Origin of the sequence: Halomonas sp. BL6 (genome assembly GCF_006228115.1) — a bacterium.
GTDB lineage: Bacteria > Pseudomonadota > Gammaproteobacteria > Pseudomonadales > Halomonadaceae > Vreelandella > Vreelandella piezotolerans.
The window spans coordinates 73,987-88,457 of sequence record NZ_VDGL01000004.1 but is presented as its reverse complement, the minus strand read 5'-3'; the positions used below and the strand labels follow the sequence as shown (position 1 = coordinate 88,457).

Below are 14,471 nucleotides of genomic sequence, written 5' to 3'. Positions count from 1 at the left end.
CTCTCGCTCTTTCGTTACGCCGCGCTAAGGGGTGGCGGCTCCCTTCACCACTCACCACTCACTACTCACCATTAACAACTCACCACTCACCCACCATCCTAATCGCGGTGGTCTTTAACGATCATGATGAGCATGCTGAGGATGAACGCTAGGAAGATGGTGATAATGGCGAAGACGCTGCTGTTGTAGAGGCGGTTGGGCTCTGTGGGGTATTCCGGCATCAGCGGGCTTTGTAGCACGCTGACCTGTTTGAGCTGGCGGGCAGCCTCTAAGCGGGTGTTTTCCAGAGCGGCCAGGGCGCTGGAGTAGGTCTCTTGGGCGAACTGCGCTTGCAGCTCTAGGGTTTCATATTCTGCCGACACCCGGTTGAGCGAGTTACCGGTGGCCTGCGCTAGGCGGTCGCGCTGCTCGGTGATTTGGTCGCGTAGTGCTGCAATGCTACGCTCTACTTGGCGCAATTCGGCAGACTGGGAGCTTTGGAAGCTGGCCAGGGCGTTGCGCTGGGCCTGCAAACGGGCTAAATCGCCTTCTAGCGTGGCCACGACTTGGTTGATGCTCTCTACCGTGGCGGTGGGCGATACCAGGCCGTATTCGTTCTGGAATTCGAGCAGTTGGGCGCGGGTTTCTTCAAAGCGCTCTTCTAGCCGCACCATTTGCCGTTCCAAGAAATGCACTTGTTCATCGGCTAGACGATGGCCCATTTCGTTCATGTGATTTTCGCCGGCTTCTAGCAGCAGCGATGCCATGTCGTGAGCAAACTCGGGGGTGTAGCCCTGCACACGAATGTTCAGCACCCCTGCGTACTCGTCTAGCTCGACCTCTACCCGGCGCAGGTAGTACTCGTGCAAGTCTTCGATGGGTACGTTGGGGTCGCGCAGCTTCGCGAAGAAATCGCCGTGTTCGCTGTAGTGTTCGCGAATGCCGAGCTGCTCGTCTAGTAGGCGCAGCATATCTACCGAAAGTAAATGCTCACGCAATAGCAATAGGTCAGCGGTGTTACCTGCCCCGCCCCCCATCAAGGATGACAGGCTAAATTCTGGCGTGGCGACCTGAGGACTTTCGAGCACTACGGTGGCGCGGGAGACGTAGCGATCTTCAGCCCACACAAACCAGTAAAAACTAACGAGCAAGATAGCGATAAAGGCAAATGCCCACTGTGGCGACTGCTTGATAAAACGAGTAAATGATACGTGCATGGGTTATTTAGCCTTTAACCGATCAACGAAACGGAGATGCATCAGCAGTCCCAAAGCGTTTAAAATAAGAGTTATCATCCAAAAGTAAGTCATGCTTGTACCATGGATAACTTGATAATTTTCGAAAAAACCTAACCTCAAAGTTTCTAAGCCATGCGGCATAGGGTTTAACATTAAATACTCAAGCAGCCAATGTGGTAACTGGTTCAATGGAAATATAGCTCCTGAAACAAGCATTAAAGGCAGGGATAGCATACGAATGACCTTACCGACCTCAGGCACCATCGTTGCAGATACTGACGTAACCAGCCCTAGACCCAGGCCAAAAAACCCGAGCGACAGCCAGGCAGCCATTGCTCTAATAGCATTATCAGGATACATATCCAAACCCAGTAGCAGCCCCCCACCAATAAATATGAGGAAAATAAAACTGCGTAATGCGCCTTCTAGAAAATTGCGCACTAATACTGGGTCTATAGGCTGTACTTGGCGATAAGCAAACAATGCACTGTTGGCCTCAATGGCCCCCATACCGCGGATCATTCCTTCTCGCATTAAAAAAAAGCCCATCATTCCTACGATCATCCATGGGATGAACGGCGCGTTTGCAATTAGATTATCGCCACTTACAAAACTGCGAATCCCCACCATGATGGCCACAAGCGCAAAGGGTTCGAAAATCATCCAGAACCAACCCATGCGGTCACCCATCGTGCGGGAAAGCGCTTCCCGCATGAACATGGCGTACCACACGCTGCGGGTGACTTGCCAAGAGGAGCGCGCCCCTTTCGGGGCGCTGTGTGTGTTATTCATGATGCCGTTTCTTTTGAAAAGAGCGTGATGAAATCTGTTGGATGGCGTTATCGCACTGGTCAGTAATATCGCATTTAGCGGCGGCGTTAGGGCGGCTGGCGCCGCCCTTCGGGCCGGGCCGCCGCTGCGGTGCCTCTTTCGCTCGTTGCTCTCGCTCAGTCGTTACGCCGCGCTACGAGGTACTGCCTTCACTACTCACCACTTACTATTCACTATTTACCAACCACCCATCACAGATCCACTGCCACGCGGGTGGCGACGGCCACTTGGTAGAGGATTTGCGTGAGCGTGGCGGCTAGCTGCAGGTTGTGGGTGGGGGCTTCGGGCATCACGAGGATTTCATCCCCCGGGCGCAGCGGCGTGTTGCGGGCGTTTTCCACCGCGCCGTTTTGGCGAACCAGCAGGATGTGGTCGTCGTCGGCGCGTTGGGTAAAGCCGCCAGCGCTTTCAATGTAGTCGATCACGCTCATGCCGGGGCGGTATACCGCCGCTTGCGGCACCAGTACTTCACCACTTATGAGGATAGAGTCGCTGATTTCCGGAATGGTGATCACATCGCCATCCTGCAGGCGAATATCCGCAATGTGGTCGTTGTAGGCCACTACCAAGCGGCCGCTGGGCTCTAGCTCGCGGGCGCGCTGCACGAAGTTTTGAATCAGCTCGGCTTCTTGGGCACGAATCTGCGCTTCTTCGTTGGTGCTGGATTGGGCGCTGAGATAGGTGGTTTCCAGGCGGCGCAGGCTGTCTTCCATGGATTGCTGTTGCTGCTGTTTCACGCTTTCACGCTGCAGTGAAATGCTTTCCACGGCAGTCATGTTTTCCGGCACGGGGATGGCGTCCAGCAGTTCGCTCAAGCGGGCATCGCGAGGGAGCGCAAAGCGGGATGGGCCGTAGTAGCTGCCTTCGATTTCAACCACGATGGTTTCGCTGCGCTGGTCGGCGCTGAACGCCACTTCATCGCCGCTGCGAATGGTCTGGCTATAAAACTCGTTCAGCGGGAAGTATTGCGCCATGGGGCCGTCGGCACGGTCGCCGCGCAGTAACACGTGAGACACGCCGCTTCTTAAACGGGCAAGCTCTACCAGCTCGGCACCGCTTAGCTGGTTACCCACTAGCTCGTAGCGGTGTTCCCGGTGCACATCGCCCACTACGGCAATGGCCGGGCCGCGCTCTTCCACTACGATGGTGTCGCCATCCTGAAACTGCGGGCGCGCGATGCTTCCGTTGATCAGGAAGTCGTAGAGATCCACCGTGGCCACGGTTTGGTTATTACGCATCACGCGGATTTGGCGGTAGCTGCCGAGGTCTTGGTCGATACCGCCCGCTTGATCGAGGAAGTAGAGCACGGAGTCGTTGGGCGTGCCCGCGTAGCGGCCTGGGTTTTCCACGTAGCCTGTGACGAACACCGCCACCGGCTGCACGCCCTGCACGTTGGTATACACCTGCACGTTATCGGGGTAGACCGATGTAATGGCACCGCGCACGCGGCTATCCACCTGCTGGCTGTTTTGGCCTTCTACATTCAGCGGGCCGGAGCCTGGGATGAAGATGTTGCCCTGGGCATCCACCGGCAGTACACGGTCGAACTCGAACGCCCCCCAGGCACGCACGGTGATCTGGTCGCCGGGTTTGACTTGGTAATCGGCATTTAGGCCGTCCCCCATCGCCCCACGAAAGCCACCGGTAAAGAGGTTGGCCCCAAAGGGGGGCAGCGCATCGGGGTTTTGCTGGGGCTGGTTCGCCACCGGGCCATAGGTACCGCTACGCCAGTCGGCGCGGGGAGTGTCGTTCACCGGAGGCTCTACTTGCTGCTGGCTGGCCTGGTCTTCCGGCAGGATGGTATTGGGTAGGCTTATGCTCTGCGCCCAGCTAACGCTGCTGGCGGCAGTGCCCAATAGGGCCAGTGATAACACCGCTACGGGGCGCGTGAGGGAAAGCCGTTTCATTACGCGTTGCAAGCTCATTAATAGCGCCCTTGTGTAGTTCCTGGGGAATGCGTCGTTGGCGAGAGCGACATCGCGCCCTGCTGGCTTTCTGGCAGCAGCATGCGCTGATTTACCCAACCGTTGGGGGTCGCGCAGGTCAGCGCGGTACGGGCAGCACCGCTACCCTGCTCGATGACCCGCAGTTTGCGGCATTCGCGACCACTGGCGGCCAAATAGGGCGCATCGGCCACGATCTCGACGTTATCGCCCCAGGGGCTTTGTACTAGGTTGAGCACGGCACCGGCAGGCGCTTGTGCGAGAAAGCCGTTGAGGTTTTCATTTTGCAGCGGCTTGGCGGTGTCGTTACCAAGCACGTACTGCACCTGCTGCTGGTTGCCGCTCGGGTAGGTAGCGCAGCCGCTAACGACGGCAACGCTCAAGGCGGCCAACAGCATGCGAGCTGGCCGCGCTATGAAAATGAAGGAGTTTGACATGATGATTTCCAATAAAAAGGCACGCTACCGCCCAGGGATTATAACGGGCGCATTCCCTTGCCCTACGCTGTGCGGATGAAATGTGGTGAACCGGCGCTATCAAAAAAGCACCCAGCATTGTAAGGGATTAACCGCTGGGGCTCTACGTTGACAAGGCTTGTACAGAAAATTAACTCTATTTAGCATGATGTGCATTAGGCGGCGTACAATAAAAAAATCGGCTCGAGAGCCGATTTTTTTATATCGTTAAAACAATTCGTTAGCCTTCTTTAATACGCTGAGAGTAGATACCCCATAGCACCGCAAGCATGAAGGCGTACATCATGACGCCACTGTTGTGCTCCATGAAGACCTGCGTTAGTCCAAAATCCATGAACGTGACGGGGAGCAGCACCCCGGCGGTAGCCACGGCCCGCGTGGTTAGGTGGCTGGCTTGTAAGTGCCGTGCAAACAGGCGCATGGGCACAAGATAGAGCGCCAGCAGCGCGGCTAACCCCAGTAATCCTCGCTTGGCAAACGCGTCGATAAACTCGTTATGGGCGTGCCCGTATCGAGCGGCTTCGGCACTGATCACGCCTGCCTCACCCAAGTCGGCCATCGCATCGGCATAGCCGTTGCTGCCCCAACCAATGAGCGGTTTTTCTTGAATGAGCTGGGCAGCACCGCGCCACATTTCGAACCGCGAGCCTACCGAGGTGGAGCGGTTTTCACCGGAAACGTACAGCGCCACATCGTTAAAGGCTTGGTGTACACGCGCTTGCACGCCCATTTGCGGTACGGCATACACCGTTAACCCGCCTACCAAGACGGCAGACATGGCCGCTACCTTCCATGACGTAGAGAGCTGTGTTCCGTAGGCCCGATAGAGCACTAACAGTACGATAGGAAAGCCTACCCACCCGCCACGGCTGCCCGAGAACAGTGAACCCAATACACCGCCTACCGCGCCCGCTAGCAGCAGGGCCACCCACACGCCACGATGGCGCTGCACCACGGCCCACCCAAGCCCGGCCATGCATAAAACGCCTAGCAACATGCTGAGATTGCCAAACTGAATCACGTGTGTGTGGCCCTGGGCACGCCCCACACCTTCGACTATTTTTTGCCAGCCGCCCCAAGTGCCTGCGCTGATGGCGCCCAGCGCTATGCCGCCCCATACATAAGCGAGCTTGGGCGGATAGCGCAGTACCCACAACAAGGCAGGAATGGCCAAAATGAAGCGGCTCGGCTTATCGAACCCTCGGCTGCCTTGGCCATCCCACCAGGCTTCCAGCATGCTCACCAACGCGTACGCCACCAGCGCCGCAATGACCCAGCCGTCTTGCTTGCTCAATACGGGAACGCGACGAGTGAGGATCAGCCCCACGCCTGCGAGGAGTAGTATGACGGCACCGATGGAGTAACCACTGGGGATGGCCAGGCTCACCGCCGTGAGCAAGAAAACCGCCACACCCGTCAACTGATGAGGAAGCTCGCTGGTGCTACGGGTAGTAGCGTGGGGAGGGAACGTCATTGAAATACCGGTCCTGGCAACGAAGAAGCACGTTAGTCAGGCAAGTGCCTGAAAAGTGCCATGTTACCACACCCCACTAACGCTCTGTTGGGCGACTAATAGGCGTTTTTGTTGATGAACCCTTTGAAAACGGTGAGCACGATGATCTTCAAATCCAGCCAAAGTGACCAGTTGTCGATGTACCACAGGTCGAACTCGACCCGCCGCTGCATTTTTTGCACGGTGTCGGTTTCGCCTCGCAAACCATTGACCTGCGCCCAGCCGGTAATGCCCGGCTTCACTTTGTGGCGGCGCATGTAAGACTCCACCAGCTCTTTGTACTGCTCGTTATGGGCCAGTGCGTGCGGGCGTGGCCCCACGATGGACATTCTTCCTTGTAGCACGTTGTAAAATTGCGGCAGTTCATCCAGCGACGTGCGCCTTAAAAAGGCACCAATGGGCGTGATGCGGCTATCGTTCTTTTTGGCTTGGGTCACTTTACCGGCCTCTTCTTGGTGAACGTGCATCGAGCGAAACTTATAGACTTTGAAGCGACGCCCGTTTGAGCCCTCCCGGTGCTGCTTGAACAGAACCGGCCCTGGTGAGGTGAGCTTGATGGCCAGCGCTATGCCCAAGCATACCGGCAGGATCATGATCGAGATGAGCGAACCGATAATGATGTCTTCACTGCGTTTCACGAAGCGCGACATGCCGCTCATGGGCGATACGCTCAAATCGATCGCGTAATGCCCGGCCACTTCACTCATGCGGTGATTGAGCAGGTGCATATCTTCGAACGCCGGAATGAAGCGCACTTCTGCCGTATGGTTGCGCAGCGCAAAAAACAGCGACCGCACGATTTGCCCCATCTCGAACGGTACGCAAATCCATACCTCGCGGGCATTCGAGCGGCTAATACGCCGTACGATGCGCTTGATACACTCGTCGTTGACCTGCCCTTTGATTCGCTCCACCCCGGCAATGGTGTGCCCTTCCCAAGCGGCACTACGAATGCCTTCCGCCACACTCAATACGTTACTGGCCGGACCGATCAAAAACACCGGACGCCGCGCGCCTCCCCTTAGCCGAACGTGCTGCAAGGCAAGCTGAACTAGCAAACGCGCACCGCCTGCCACCGAAAACGAGATGACTAGCGTGAGACCAATCCAGAGCCGAGAGTAGCGGCTGGCGGAGTGAGAAAAGTAAATGAGCGACGTGGCGGTAATGCCTACCGCTATCCACACCAGCAGCAATTTGCCTAGCATCTGCCCGACGGGCGTTATCCGCCAGCGACGGTAGCTGCCGGACATACTGTTGATGACCAACACTAGCAGGCCAATACAGATCAAGGCCAGCACGTACCGTTCGTGCAGGTGGAGCGACCCAAATCGCAGCCAGTGCGCTAACCATCCGCCTGCAAAAATGGCGAGTACGTCAAAAAAGGGAAAAACCACCTGGGGCGGAAAACGCTCTGAAAAGGTCATGGTTTTTGGCTTACCCATTGCAGCCACCCGTTTCGAATCCATTCATCGACATGTTCATTCGCTTTTCTGCTGATTCAAAATATCGTTCACCCCTTGGGTGAAGACCCGCTGGTCGCTAAACCGATGACGCACGCTTTGGGCTTGCTCACTCAATGCTGCCCGCACCGCTTCGGGCTGGGCATGAAAGGTCTCGATGGCCGCGACCAGCTCGTCCACGCCTCCTTCATAAAAATAGCCGTTCTTGCCCTCTTGCAGGTACTCCTTGGCGGCGTGTAGCTGGGCGTTGGCAATGACGGGAACACCACAGGCGAGCGCCTCGACAGCCACCAAACCAAAGCTCTCTCTCGTCGAGGGAAATACGAAAACGGAAAAGTCGGCCAACACCTTTGGCAACTGCTCCCTGGGCATGGCACCTTTGAAAGTGGTGATGTCCGCCACGCCGAGCTGCTGCGCCATTTTTTCCAGGGCGGATCGCTGGGTGCCATCGCCCACCAGTACCAAGCGCTTGTTAGGCATCGATAGCTTGGCAAACGCTTCTAGTAACGTTCGACAGTTCTTCCCCGGCTCCAGGCGAGATACACAACCCACGATGAAGGCATCATTAGGCGCTGTACCGTGGGCTCGCGCTGGCGCTGCAAAGTGTTCTCCCACACTATCGGGGTAGACTTTGATGATACGCGACAGTGGCACGTTCAAACGGGTGTTGATTTCGTGGCGAAAGTGCTCAGAGGGTGCGACGCAGAGGTCTACGCTATCTTTCAAACGATCAAACAGGCGGCGAAACAGCCTAGAGCTGGCAATTTGCGTAAGATCCGTTCCGTGAAAACGCAATACGAGATAAAAGTGCTTGGGTTTAATCAACGCCACCAAGTAAAGCAGCGGTAGAAAGTAGACGGGATAATGCACCTCGAGCAGCGTACCGATTGGCTTGTTGCGTAGCGACAGCGCGCAGCGCATTAGCAAATCGGCGTATAGTGTGATTTTACTGAGCTTGCTGGTGGGCTTTTCTCGAATGGCCACCAACGCTACGTTATCGCTGCCCAATGTTTGCCGCCAAGCCTGCTCGGTCGCTTTGACGAAGGTGCCATAGTGCGGGGCCGCTTTGGTGGGGTAGAGATTCGTCCATAGCAACAGGCGGGTCATGAGGCGCGCCCTTTCACACCAAGGTGTTCGGCGATACGCCGTCCTAGCGTGTTGTTTTGTGGAGTTTGTTCGATCGGCTCGGCATCCGTTGGTGCGCTGAGCAACGCATCGAGGGCGTTGAAGAGCGCTGGGGCGTCGTCGCAGAAGGCCAGCGATGGGTATTGGCCCGTAAACGCTCGCGCGGTATCCCGCTGGTGGTCGTTGCGGTGTTCGCCCAGCGCGTATTGACGGGGCATGAACACACCGCGCTTACCGTGTTCCAGACAGGACAAAATGCTGCCCATCCCGGCATGAGAGACAATACCCTGCGCTTGGCAAAACCAGTGGTAATACTCGTCACTCGATAGCGTTTTGACGATCTGCATATCGGGGTGAGCAAAGTGGCTCTCTTCGCCAACTTGCGCAACGATGTCGCCTGAGTAGCCGCTTCGTTCACGCCAATCGGCCACGTTGTTCAGCAAGCGATCGAAAGGGAGCTGAGTGCCAACGGTGATGAAGATCATAAAACTTTCCCCCAGTAGCTCACCCGCTTGTCGCTGGCTGCCAGATGTTCCCACTGGGTCAAGCATACGTCACAGAAGTAGCGCGCCAGCTTGCCGGAAAATGAGAGCTGCTGGTAATTGGCCATGCTATCCACCCAGATGGCTTTCTTGCCACTCATTTTGGCGAGAAAACAGAGCAGTAAGCCTGGCAGTGCGCCGGTGGATACCACGACATCGGGCTTGGCCGCTTTCAACACGCCATAGGACTGGCGCAGCGCCGAGAGTAGCGCTTTGATACCGCTCCCTCTGTGAATGTTCGGGCAACAATGGGCGCGTCTGCCATCGACCGTTAGGCCTGGTTCCGTACTGGCAAAGCTGAACTCGACGCTATTGGGTTCGATCTCTTGGACAAGCTGTCCGTATAGGCGCTTGAGTTGTATGAAATGGCCACCAAACGAGCCTACCAATAAAATGTTCACGCTTCCTCCTTGAAGGTCGGCAACCTTGTTTTGAGTCGATAGAGGTAGCCGATCAATAGCGCTGTCGCGCTAGAGGCAATACCTGAGTTCACCACATGGCCCGCTGTGAGGCTGACGCCGATGAGGGTGATGATGAGTAGCCCAAAGCTAATGCCATATCTTGGCTGCTGGTTGAGTAGCTGTACGGACCATACCGCTCCTAACAGCCATGGCAAGTAGAACAGCACCCCGCCCATCACGCCAAAGGTAATGAATACATCGACCACATCTATCTCTACGAGCGAGCCACGAACGGCCAAGAGATGGTCGACGCCCACGCCGAACAGCACATCCCAGAATCCAAATGGCACGACGATCAATTCGATGGCCTCACCCAAGAACGAGAGCCGCCCGCTCAATAACGCCCCCCAAAAGCCGCCGTGAAGCGTGTAGAGGAAAAGCATTCGATCCCAAAGCCCTGTCGACTGTAGGAAGGGGTACCCGAACACCACGACGGCTGCTCCGCCCACTAACGCGATTAGGTACACCGTGGGGAGACGACTTACTTTAAAGTAACCGTTGTGTATCAATGCAAATACGAACACCAGACAGATGCCCAGCATGGCGACCTTGGTGGCTTTCATTAGAAAAAACAGCAGGAATACGCTAAACACGAACGCAAGACACGCAGCACCCCGCGTTTCGGCCAAGCGAAAGAGCACGATACTGGCCGATGCGAGCATCAAATAGCTCATTTCATTGCCTGCGATGATGAAGCCTTTACCGCCAATACCCCCAGCGTATTGAGACTCTCCGACCCCCAGTACGCCCAGCGTGACGTTCACCGACATGACGAAGAAGTACAGGAACATCAAGCCTGCCAGTTTTTTCAGGCTCCAAAAACTGGTGGCTTGTTTTGCCTCGCCCATCAAATAAAACAGAAGCACTAACGTCAGTAGCCCCCTGACGGCCCAGGTAATGCTTTCGACGGCCTGCCCGTAGCTTACCAACTGATAGAACACACACAGGGCCATCAGCGCGGCACAAAGCAGCGCGTATAAAAACTGCTTTACGTGGTAGATCATTAGCACGACCAATAGCGCCACGAACCCTAGCGTTTTATAGGGGGCAGAAATACTCGGCCATGCCATGTCCTGGTAGTAGAGATAGCCGTTTAGCGTATCGACGACGGGCCATGCCATGAGAAAACTCAGCAGCAGCAAGTCGACACACCGTTTTAGTTTCATATCCATCACTGGCTCCGGCGGGCAATGAGTGCGTTAACGCCCTCTCATTACTGGGCACGCCGATAAGCAGCCGCCACTTGTTTGACGAATACGCTAAATACGGCGGCTAAAGGCGCCAATAGCAGTGCCACCAATACGCCGAACGCTAAAATAAAGGAGCTACCTATACCCACCGGTTCGAGGCTTTGTACGGCAAGCTGGGTGGCGTCGCCAGGGTTGATACTCTCGATACGACGTTCGAGCTGCAGCATTTTCTCGAAAAACGAGGCTTCCAATTCGCGGGCGTTTTCGCTGTTGGACGCTTGCGCTGCCTCAAGCGCCTGGGAGTAAGCCTCCTGCTGTGCATTCAGCCCTGCCGTCAATCGCTCCACCTGCTGCTCTTGGTCTTGCTGGATAGACGTGACTATCCCCTCGTGGAACCGCTCGATCATTGGCTGATGCACCGCCTGGGATTCGCTCATGATACGCAGCAGCAGCGTATTTCTCGGATTCGTCACGTCGATGTCGAACGGTATTCCTTCCACACTTTCGTCTTCCAATAGCTGCCTGCGCTGCTGTTCGATGAAGACGTTTTCAAGTTTTGCGATGACCTCTTCTGGCGTTTCGAGACCTTCCCTTTCGCCCTCCAGGGTTTCATAGGAGGCCACCGCGTACATGGTGGCAAAGCCATATTTGACGGGTTTCAGCCAAAGCGCCGCCAGCGTCAGCAGCATGACACACGTGACGCAGGCCAGCATGACCTTCCACTGTTTTAGTAGAAGCACTACGAATCCCACCAGCGTCATGTCTTCGGGTGTCGTGCCCACACCTTTTTGTGAGTCCATTCCTTCCCCTCTCATTCCCACTCTGCTTTCATCGCATCGATGTGATGCTCACACGGTCTTTTTGATTCTTTCGTGCCGAGCACTTCCTTCCGCTACCCGGCTTTATTATTTATGTATTAACGCCCAACGCCGTAGTACGTAATTCCTTTTTTCACCATGCGCTTCGGGTCGAACAAGTTACGACCGTCAACAATCACCGGTTGAGACAGCGTTGCTTTGATTAAATTAAAATCTGGCGCTTTAAAAGATTGCCAGTCTGTGACGATCACTAAGGCGTCGGCGCCTTTCAGTGCACCTTCTTTCGTGCCACATAAGGTCAGGTCATCATGGTGGCCATAAATTCGCTGGGCTTCTTCCATTGCCTCCGGGTCGTACGCTTGGACTTTGGCACCCGCTTGCCATAGAGACTCCATCACGACACGGCTGGGCGCTTCACGCATGTCATCGGTATTTGGCTTGAAGGCAAGCCCCCATAGCGCGATGACTTTTCCCTCTAATGCGCCGCCGAAGTGACGATATATTTTCTCGAATAGGGTGTTTTTTTGAAGCTGGTTACGCTCTTCGACCGCCTTGAGCACTTTGGCATCGAAATCAATGCTCTCGGCTGTCCGTATTAGCGCTTGCACGTCTTTTGGAAAGCAGGAGCCGCCATAGCCTGCGCCCGGATAAATAAAGTGGTAACCAATGCGAGGATCGCTCCCGATACCTTGACGAACCATTTCAATGTCGGCATTCAAACGCTCGGCGAGATTCGCCATTTCGTTCATGAAGCTGATTTTCGTCGCCAACATGCAGTTCGCTGCATACTTCGTCAGCTCGGCACTGCGCACGTCCATGGTGATGATTTTGTCATGATTACGGTTAAACGGCGCGTAGAGCTCACGCATGATATCGATGCTGGCAGCGTTCGTGGTGCCGATAATGATGCGGTCAGGCTTTTTGCAATCGGCTACCGCACTACCCTCTTTCAGGAATTCGGGGTTGGAGACCACATCGAACGATAGGTTCGCTGATCGGTTGGCCAATACCTGCTCCACCACGGCAGTGACTTTGTCGGCTGTGCCGACGGGTACCGTGGATTTATTGACGATGACCACCGGTGTTTCGATATGCGTTGCGATGGTTTCGGCCACCTTCAACACGTATTGCAAATCGGCACTGCCATCCTCGTCTGGGGGGGTGCCAACGGCGATGAACTGCACCTCTCCGTGCTTGACGCCTTTCTCCGCCTGGGTCGTGAAGGTCAGCCTGCCCGCTGCATAGTTCTCTTTGACGAGCGCTTCAAGCCCTGGCTCATAGATAGGAATGATGCCCTGTTCAAGACGCGCTACTTTCTCGGCATCGACATCCACGCAAACGACGTTATGACCCACGTCCGCAAGAACGGCTCCTTGCACCAGCCCTACATAGCCTGTTCCAAACACGGTTACGTTCATACTTTCCCTATCAGCTCACCTAGTTCGTTAATGAACACAGCCGGACACGGTCTTTTCAACATCGGCTGGCAGCGATAAACGCTGGCTATCATACCGTTTATCGGCAGCGCTGTAATGCTATGCCATCTTTTGCAACTGTACTGCTTGATTGTCAGACACAGACCCCACGTCAGCGAGATGAATTTTCTAGTTTTTAAGCATAAAAAACCGGCCCCAAAAGGGGCCGGCTCATTAACTACTACAGGGGTTACAACTTTAAGCTTGGTTAGACCAAGGCTTAGAAGTGGTAACGAGCGCCTGTCAGGTAGTAAATGTCGTCGCCGTCAGCGCGCTCAACGTTAACAGGACCTTCGCTGCCACCGATGGTGACGTCGATGGACTGCTGGTCACGCTGGTTCAGCTCCAGGAACACGTCGAAGTTGCTGGAAACTTTGTAGTAAGTACCCAGGGCCCATGCAGTACGGTCGTCTGCATCAGCACCGTCTTCGCTTACGTCGTATACGTCAGCAGTGAATGCCCACGGGCCAGTGGCGTAAGTACCACCCAGACCAACGATGTCGTAACCGCCGCCCAGAGTATCGCTGTTCTCACGGCCTTCGTAGCCCAGACGAACAGAGAACTGGTCGTTGATGTCGTAAGAACCGATCAGGCCGCCCAGCATTTCGCCGTTACCGCCGCCACGTACGACGTCTTCAACGAAGCCCAGACCTACAGTGAACGGACCTTGCTGGTAACGAACACCACCTTGCGGTGCAATTACGTTGCCTTCTTCACGAACCGGCTCAAGCTCGCCACGCTCGCTGTAGTGTTTCAGCTGCAGGAACGCAGTGAAGCCTTGCAGGTCAGGCGTGTAGTAACCGATAGAGTCGCCGCGAGACTGTTTCGGGTGACCAGAGAACTCTAGGCCACGGTCGATGTATACGTCGAACGGCAGAGATACGAACTGGTTGTAGAAGCTGTCGAAGTTACCGGCTTGGAAAGTACCGTACTGGTTGCTTTGCAGACCGATGTAGCTCTGACGAACTTCGTTGAAGCCAGAGTTGCCGTTGCCGCTCGGACCAGTGCGCTCGTCACCGGTGAAGCGCCACTCAACGCGACCGAAAGCGGTCAGGTCGGAAGTCACTTCCTGGCTCATGCGCAGACCCAGACGAGAGTAAACGTCTACGAACTCTTCGCTGTTGTCGATTTTCTGGCCAGCAGAGTTGTATTCTGCGCCGCCACCGGCGATACCCATGGCAATACGGCCATAGACGTCCAGTTTGGTGCCGTCTTGGTCATAAACGGTAGCTGCTTGTGCTGCAGCGGAGGCGCCCAGGGCACCAACAATAGCAGTCGCTAAAAGTGTCTTTTTCATGATGTAGGTTCCTTAACTAGCTTACTGTTTCGATCGTTATTACTGGCCTTCGAAGAAGCCAGTAAGTGGCTTGCGGGCCATGCTCTTTTTCTCATCCGCCGGTTTTTCCCGGAGGTATGCGAC

General features: G+C 55.5%; 13 protein-coding genes. All 13 read right to left on the bottom strand.

Annotated features, from left to right (window positions below):
- Positions 1 to 98: 98 nt before the first annotated feature.
- The 13 genes from FHJ80_RS09980 to FHJ80_RS09920 all read right to left on the bottom strand — a co-directional run bounded on the left by FHJ80_RS09980 (position 99) and on the right by FHJ80_RS09920 (position 14,348).
- Positions 99 to 1,196 (bottom strand): chain-length determining protein, encoded by a 1,098-nt coding sequence (locus FHJ80_RS09980; protein ID WP_139527019.1) that lies wholly within the window; start codon positions 1,194 to 1,196, stop codon positions 99 to 101.
- Between the two features lie 3 nt (positions 1,197 to 1,199).
- Positions 1,200 to 2,009 carry an ABC transporter permease gene (locus FHJ80_RS09975; RefSeq protein WP_139527018.1) on the bottom strand — a complete coding sequence of 270 codons (810 nt, stop codon included), beginning with the start codon at positions 2,007 to 2,009 and terminating at the stop codon, positions 1,200 to 1,202.
- A gap of 230 nt (positions 2,010 to 2,239) precedes the next feature.
- On the bottom strand, positions 2,240 to 3,973 hold the full coding sequence (locus FHJ80_RS09970) for a polysaccharide biosynthesis/export family protein (protein WP_139527017.1): 1,734 nt from the start codon (positions 3,971 to 3,973) through the stop codon (positions 2,240 to 2,242).
- Positions 3,973 to 4,428: a DVU3141 family protein gene (locus FHJ80_RS09965; protein WP_139527016.1), complete on the bottom strand. Its 456-nt coding sequence runs from the start codon at positions 4,426 to 4,428 to the stop codon at positions 3,973 to 3,975. Before FHJ80_RS09965 ends, FHJ80_RS09970 begins: the two co-directional genes overlap by 1 nt.
- Before the next feature lie 259 nt (positions 4,429 to 4,687).
- Positions 4,688 to 5,941, bottom strand: a complete 1,254-nt coding sequence (locus FHJ80_RS09960) for an O-antigen ligase (protein WP_139527015.1) — start codon at positions 5,939 to 5,941, stop codon at positions 4,688 to 4,690.
- A gap of 95 nt (positions 5,942 to 6,036) precedes the next feature.
- The gene (locus tag FHJ80_RS09955; RefSeq protein WP_139527014.1) at positions 6,037 to 7,422 is read right to left on the bottom strand and encodes an undecaprenyl-phosphate glucose phosphotransferase; all 1,386 of its coding nucleotides are present in this window, start codon (positions 7,420 to 7,422) and stop codon (positions 6,037 to 6,039) included.
- A 36-nt stretch (positions 7,423 to 7,458) separates the two neighbouring features.
- The gene (locus tag FHJ80_RS09950) at positions 7,459 to 8,547 is read right to left on the bottom strand and encodes a glycosyltransferase family 4 protein (RefSeq protein ID WP_139527013.1); all 1,089 of its coding nucleotides are present in this window, start codon (positions 8,545 to 8,547) and stop codon (positions 7,459 to 7,461) included.
- Positions 8,544 to 9,050: a glycosyltransferase gene (locus FHJ80_RS09945; RefSeq protein ID WP_139527012.1), complete on the bottom strand. Its 507-nt coding sequence runs from the start codon at positions 9,048 to 9,050 to the stop codon at positions 8,544 to 8,546. Before FHJ80_RS09945 ends, FHJ80_RS09950 begins: the two co-directional genes overlap by 4 nt.
- Complete coding sequence (locus tag FHJ80_RS09940; RefSeq protein ID WP_139527011.1) at positions 9,047 to 9,508, bottom strand: oligosaccharide biosynthesis protein Alg14; 462 nt, start codon at positions 9,506 to 9,508, stop codon at positions 9,047 to 9,049. Before FHJ80_RS09940 ends, FHJ80_RS09945 begins: the two co-directional genes overlap by 4 nt.
- The gene (locus FHJ80_RS09935) at positions 9,505 to 10,740 is read right to left on the bottom strand and encodes an O-antigen ligase family protein (RefSeq protein WP_139527010.1); all 1,236 of its coding nucleotides are present in this window, start codon (positions 10,738 to 10,740) and stop codon (positions 9,505 to 9,507) included. Before FHJ80_RS09935 ends, FHJ80_RS09940 begins: the two co-directional genes overlap by 4 nt.
- A gap of 41 nt (positions 10,741 to 10,781) precedes the next feature.
- Positions 10,782 to 11,558 (bottom strand): lipopolysaccharide biosynthesis protein, encoded by a 777-nt coding sequence (locus tag FHJ80_RS09930; protein WP_255303919.1) that lies wholly within the window; start codon positions 11,556 to 11,558, stop codon positions 10,782 to 10,784.
- A gap of 116 nt (positions 11,559 to 11,674) precedes the next feature.
- A complete protein-coding gene (locus FHJ80_RS09925) occupies positions 11,675 to 12,994 on the bottom strand; it encodes a UDP-glucose/GDP-mannose dehydrogenase family protein (protein ID WP_139527009.1) in 1,320 nt (439 codons plus the stop codon).
- Between the two features lie 277 nt (positions 12,995 to 13,271).
- The gene (locus tag FHJ80_RS09920) at positions 13,272 to 14,348 is read right to left on the bottom strand and encodes a porin (protein ID WP_139527008.1); all 1,077 of its coding nucleotides are present in this window, start codon (positions 14,346 to 14,348) and stop codon (positions 13,272 to 13,274) included.
- Positions 14,349 to 14,471: the final 123 nt, after the last annotated feature.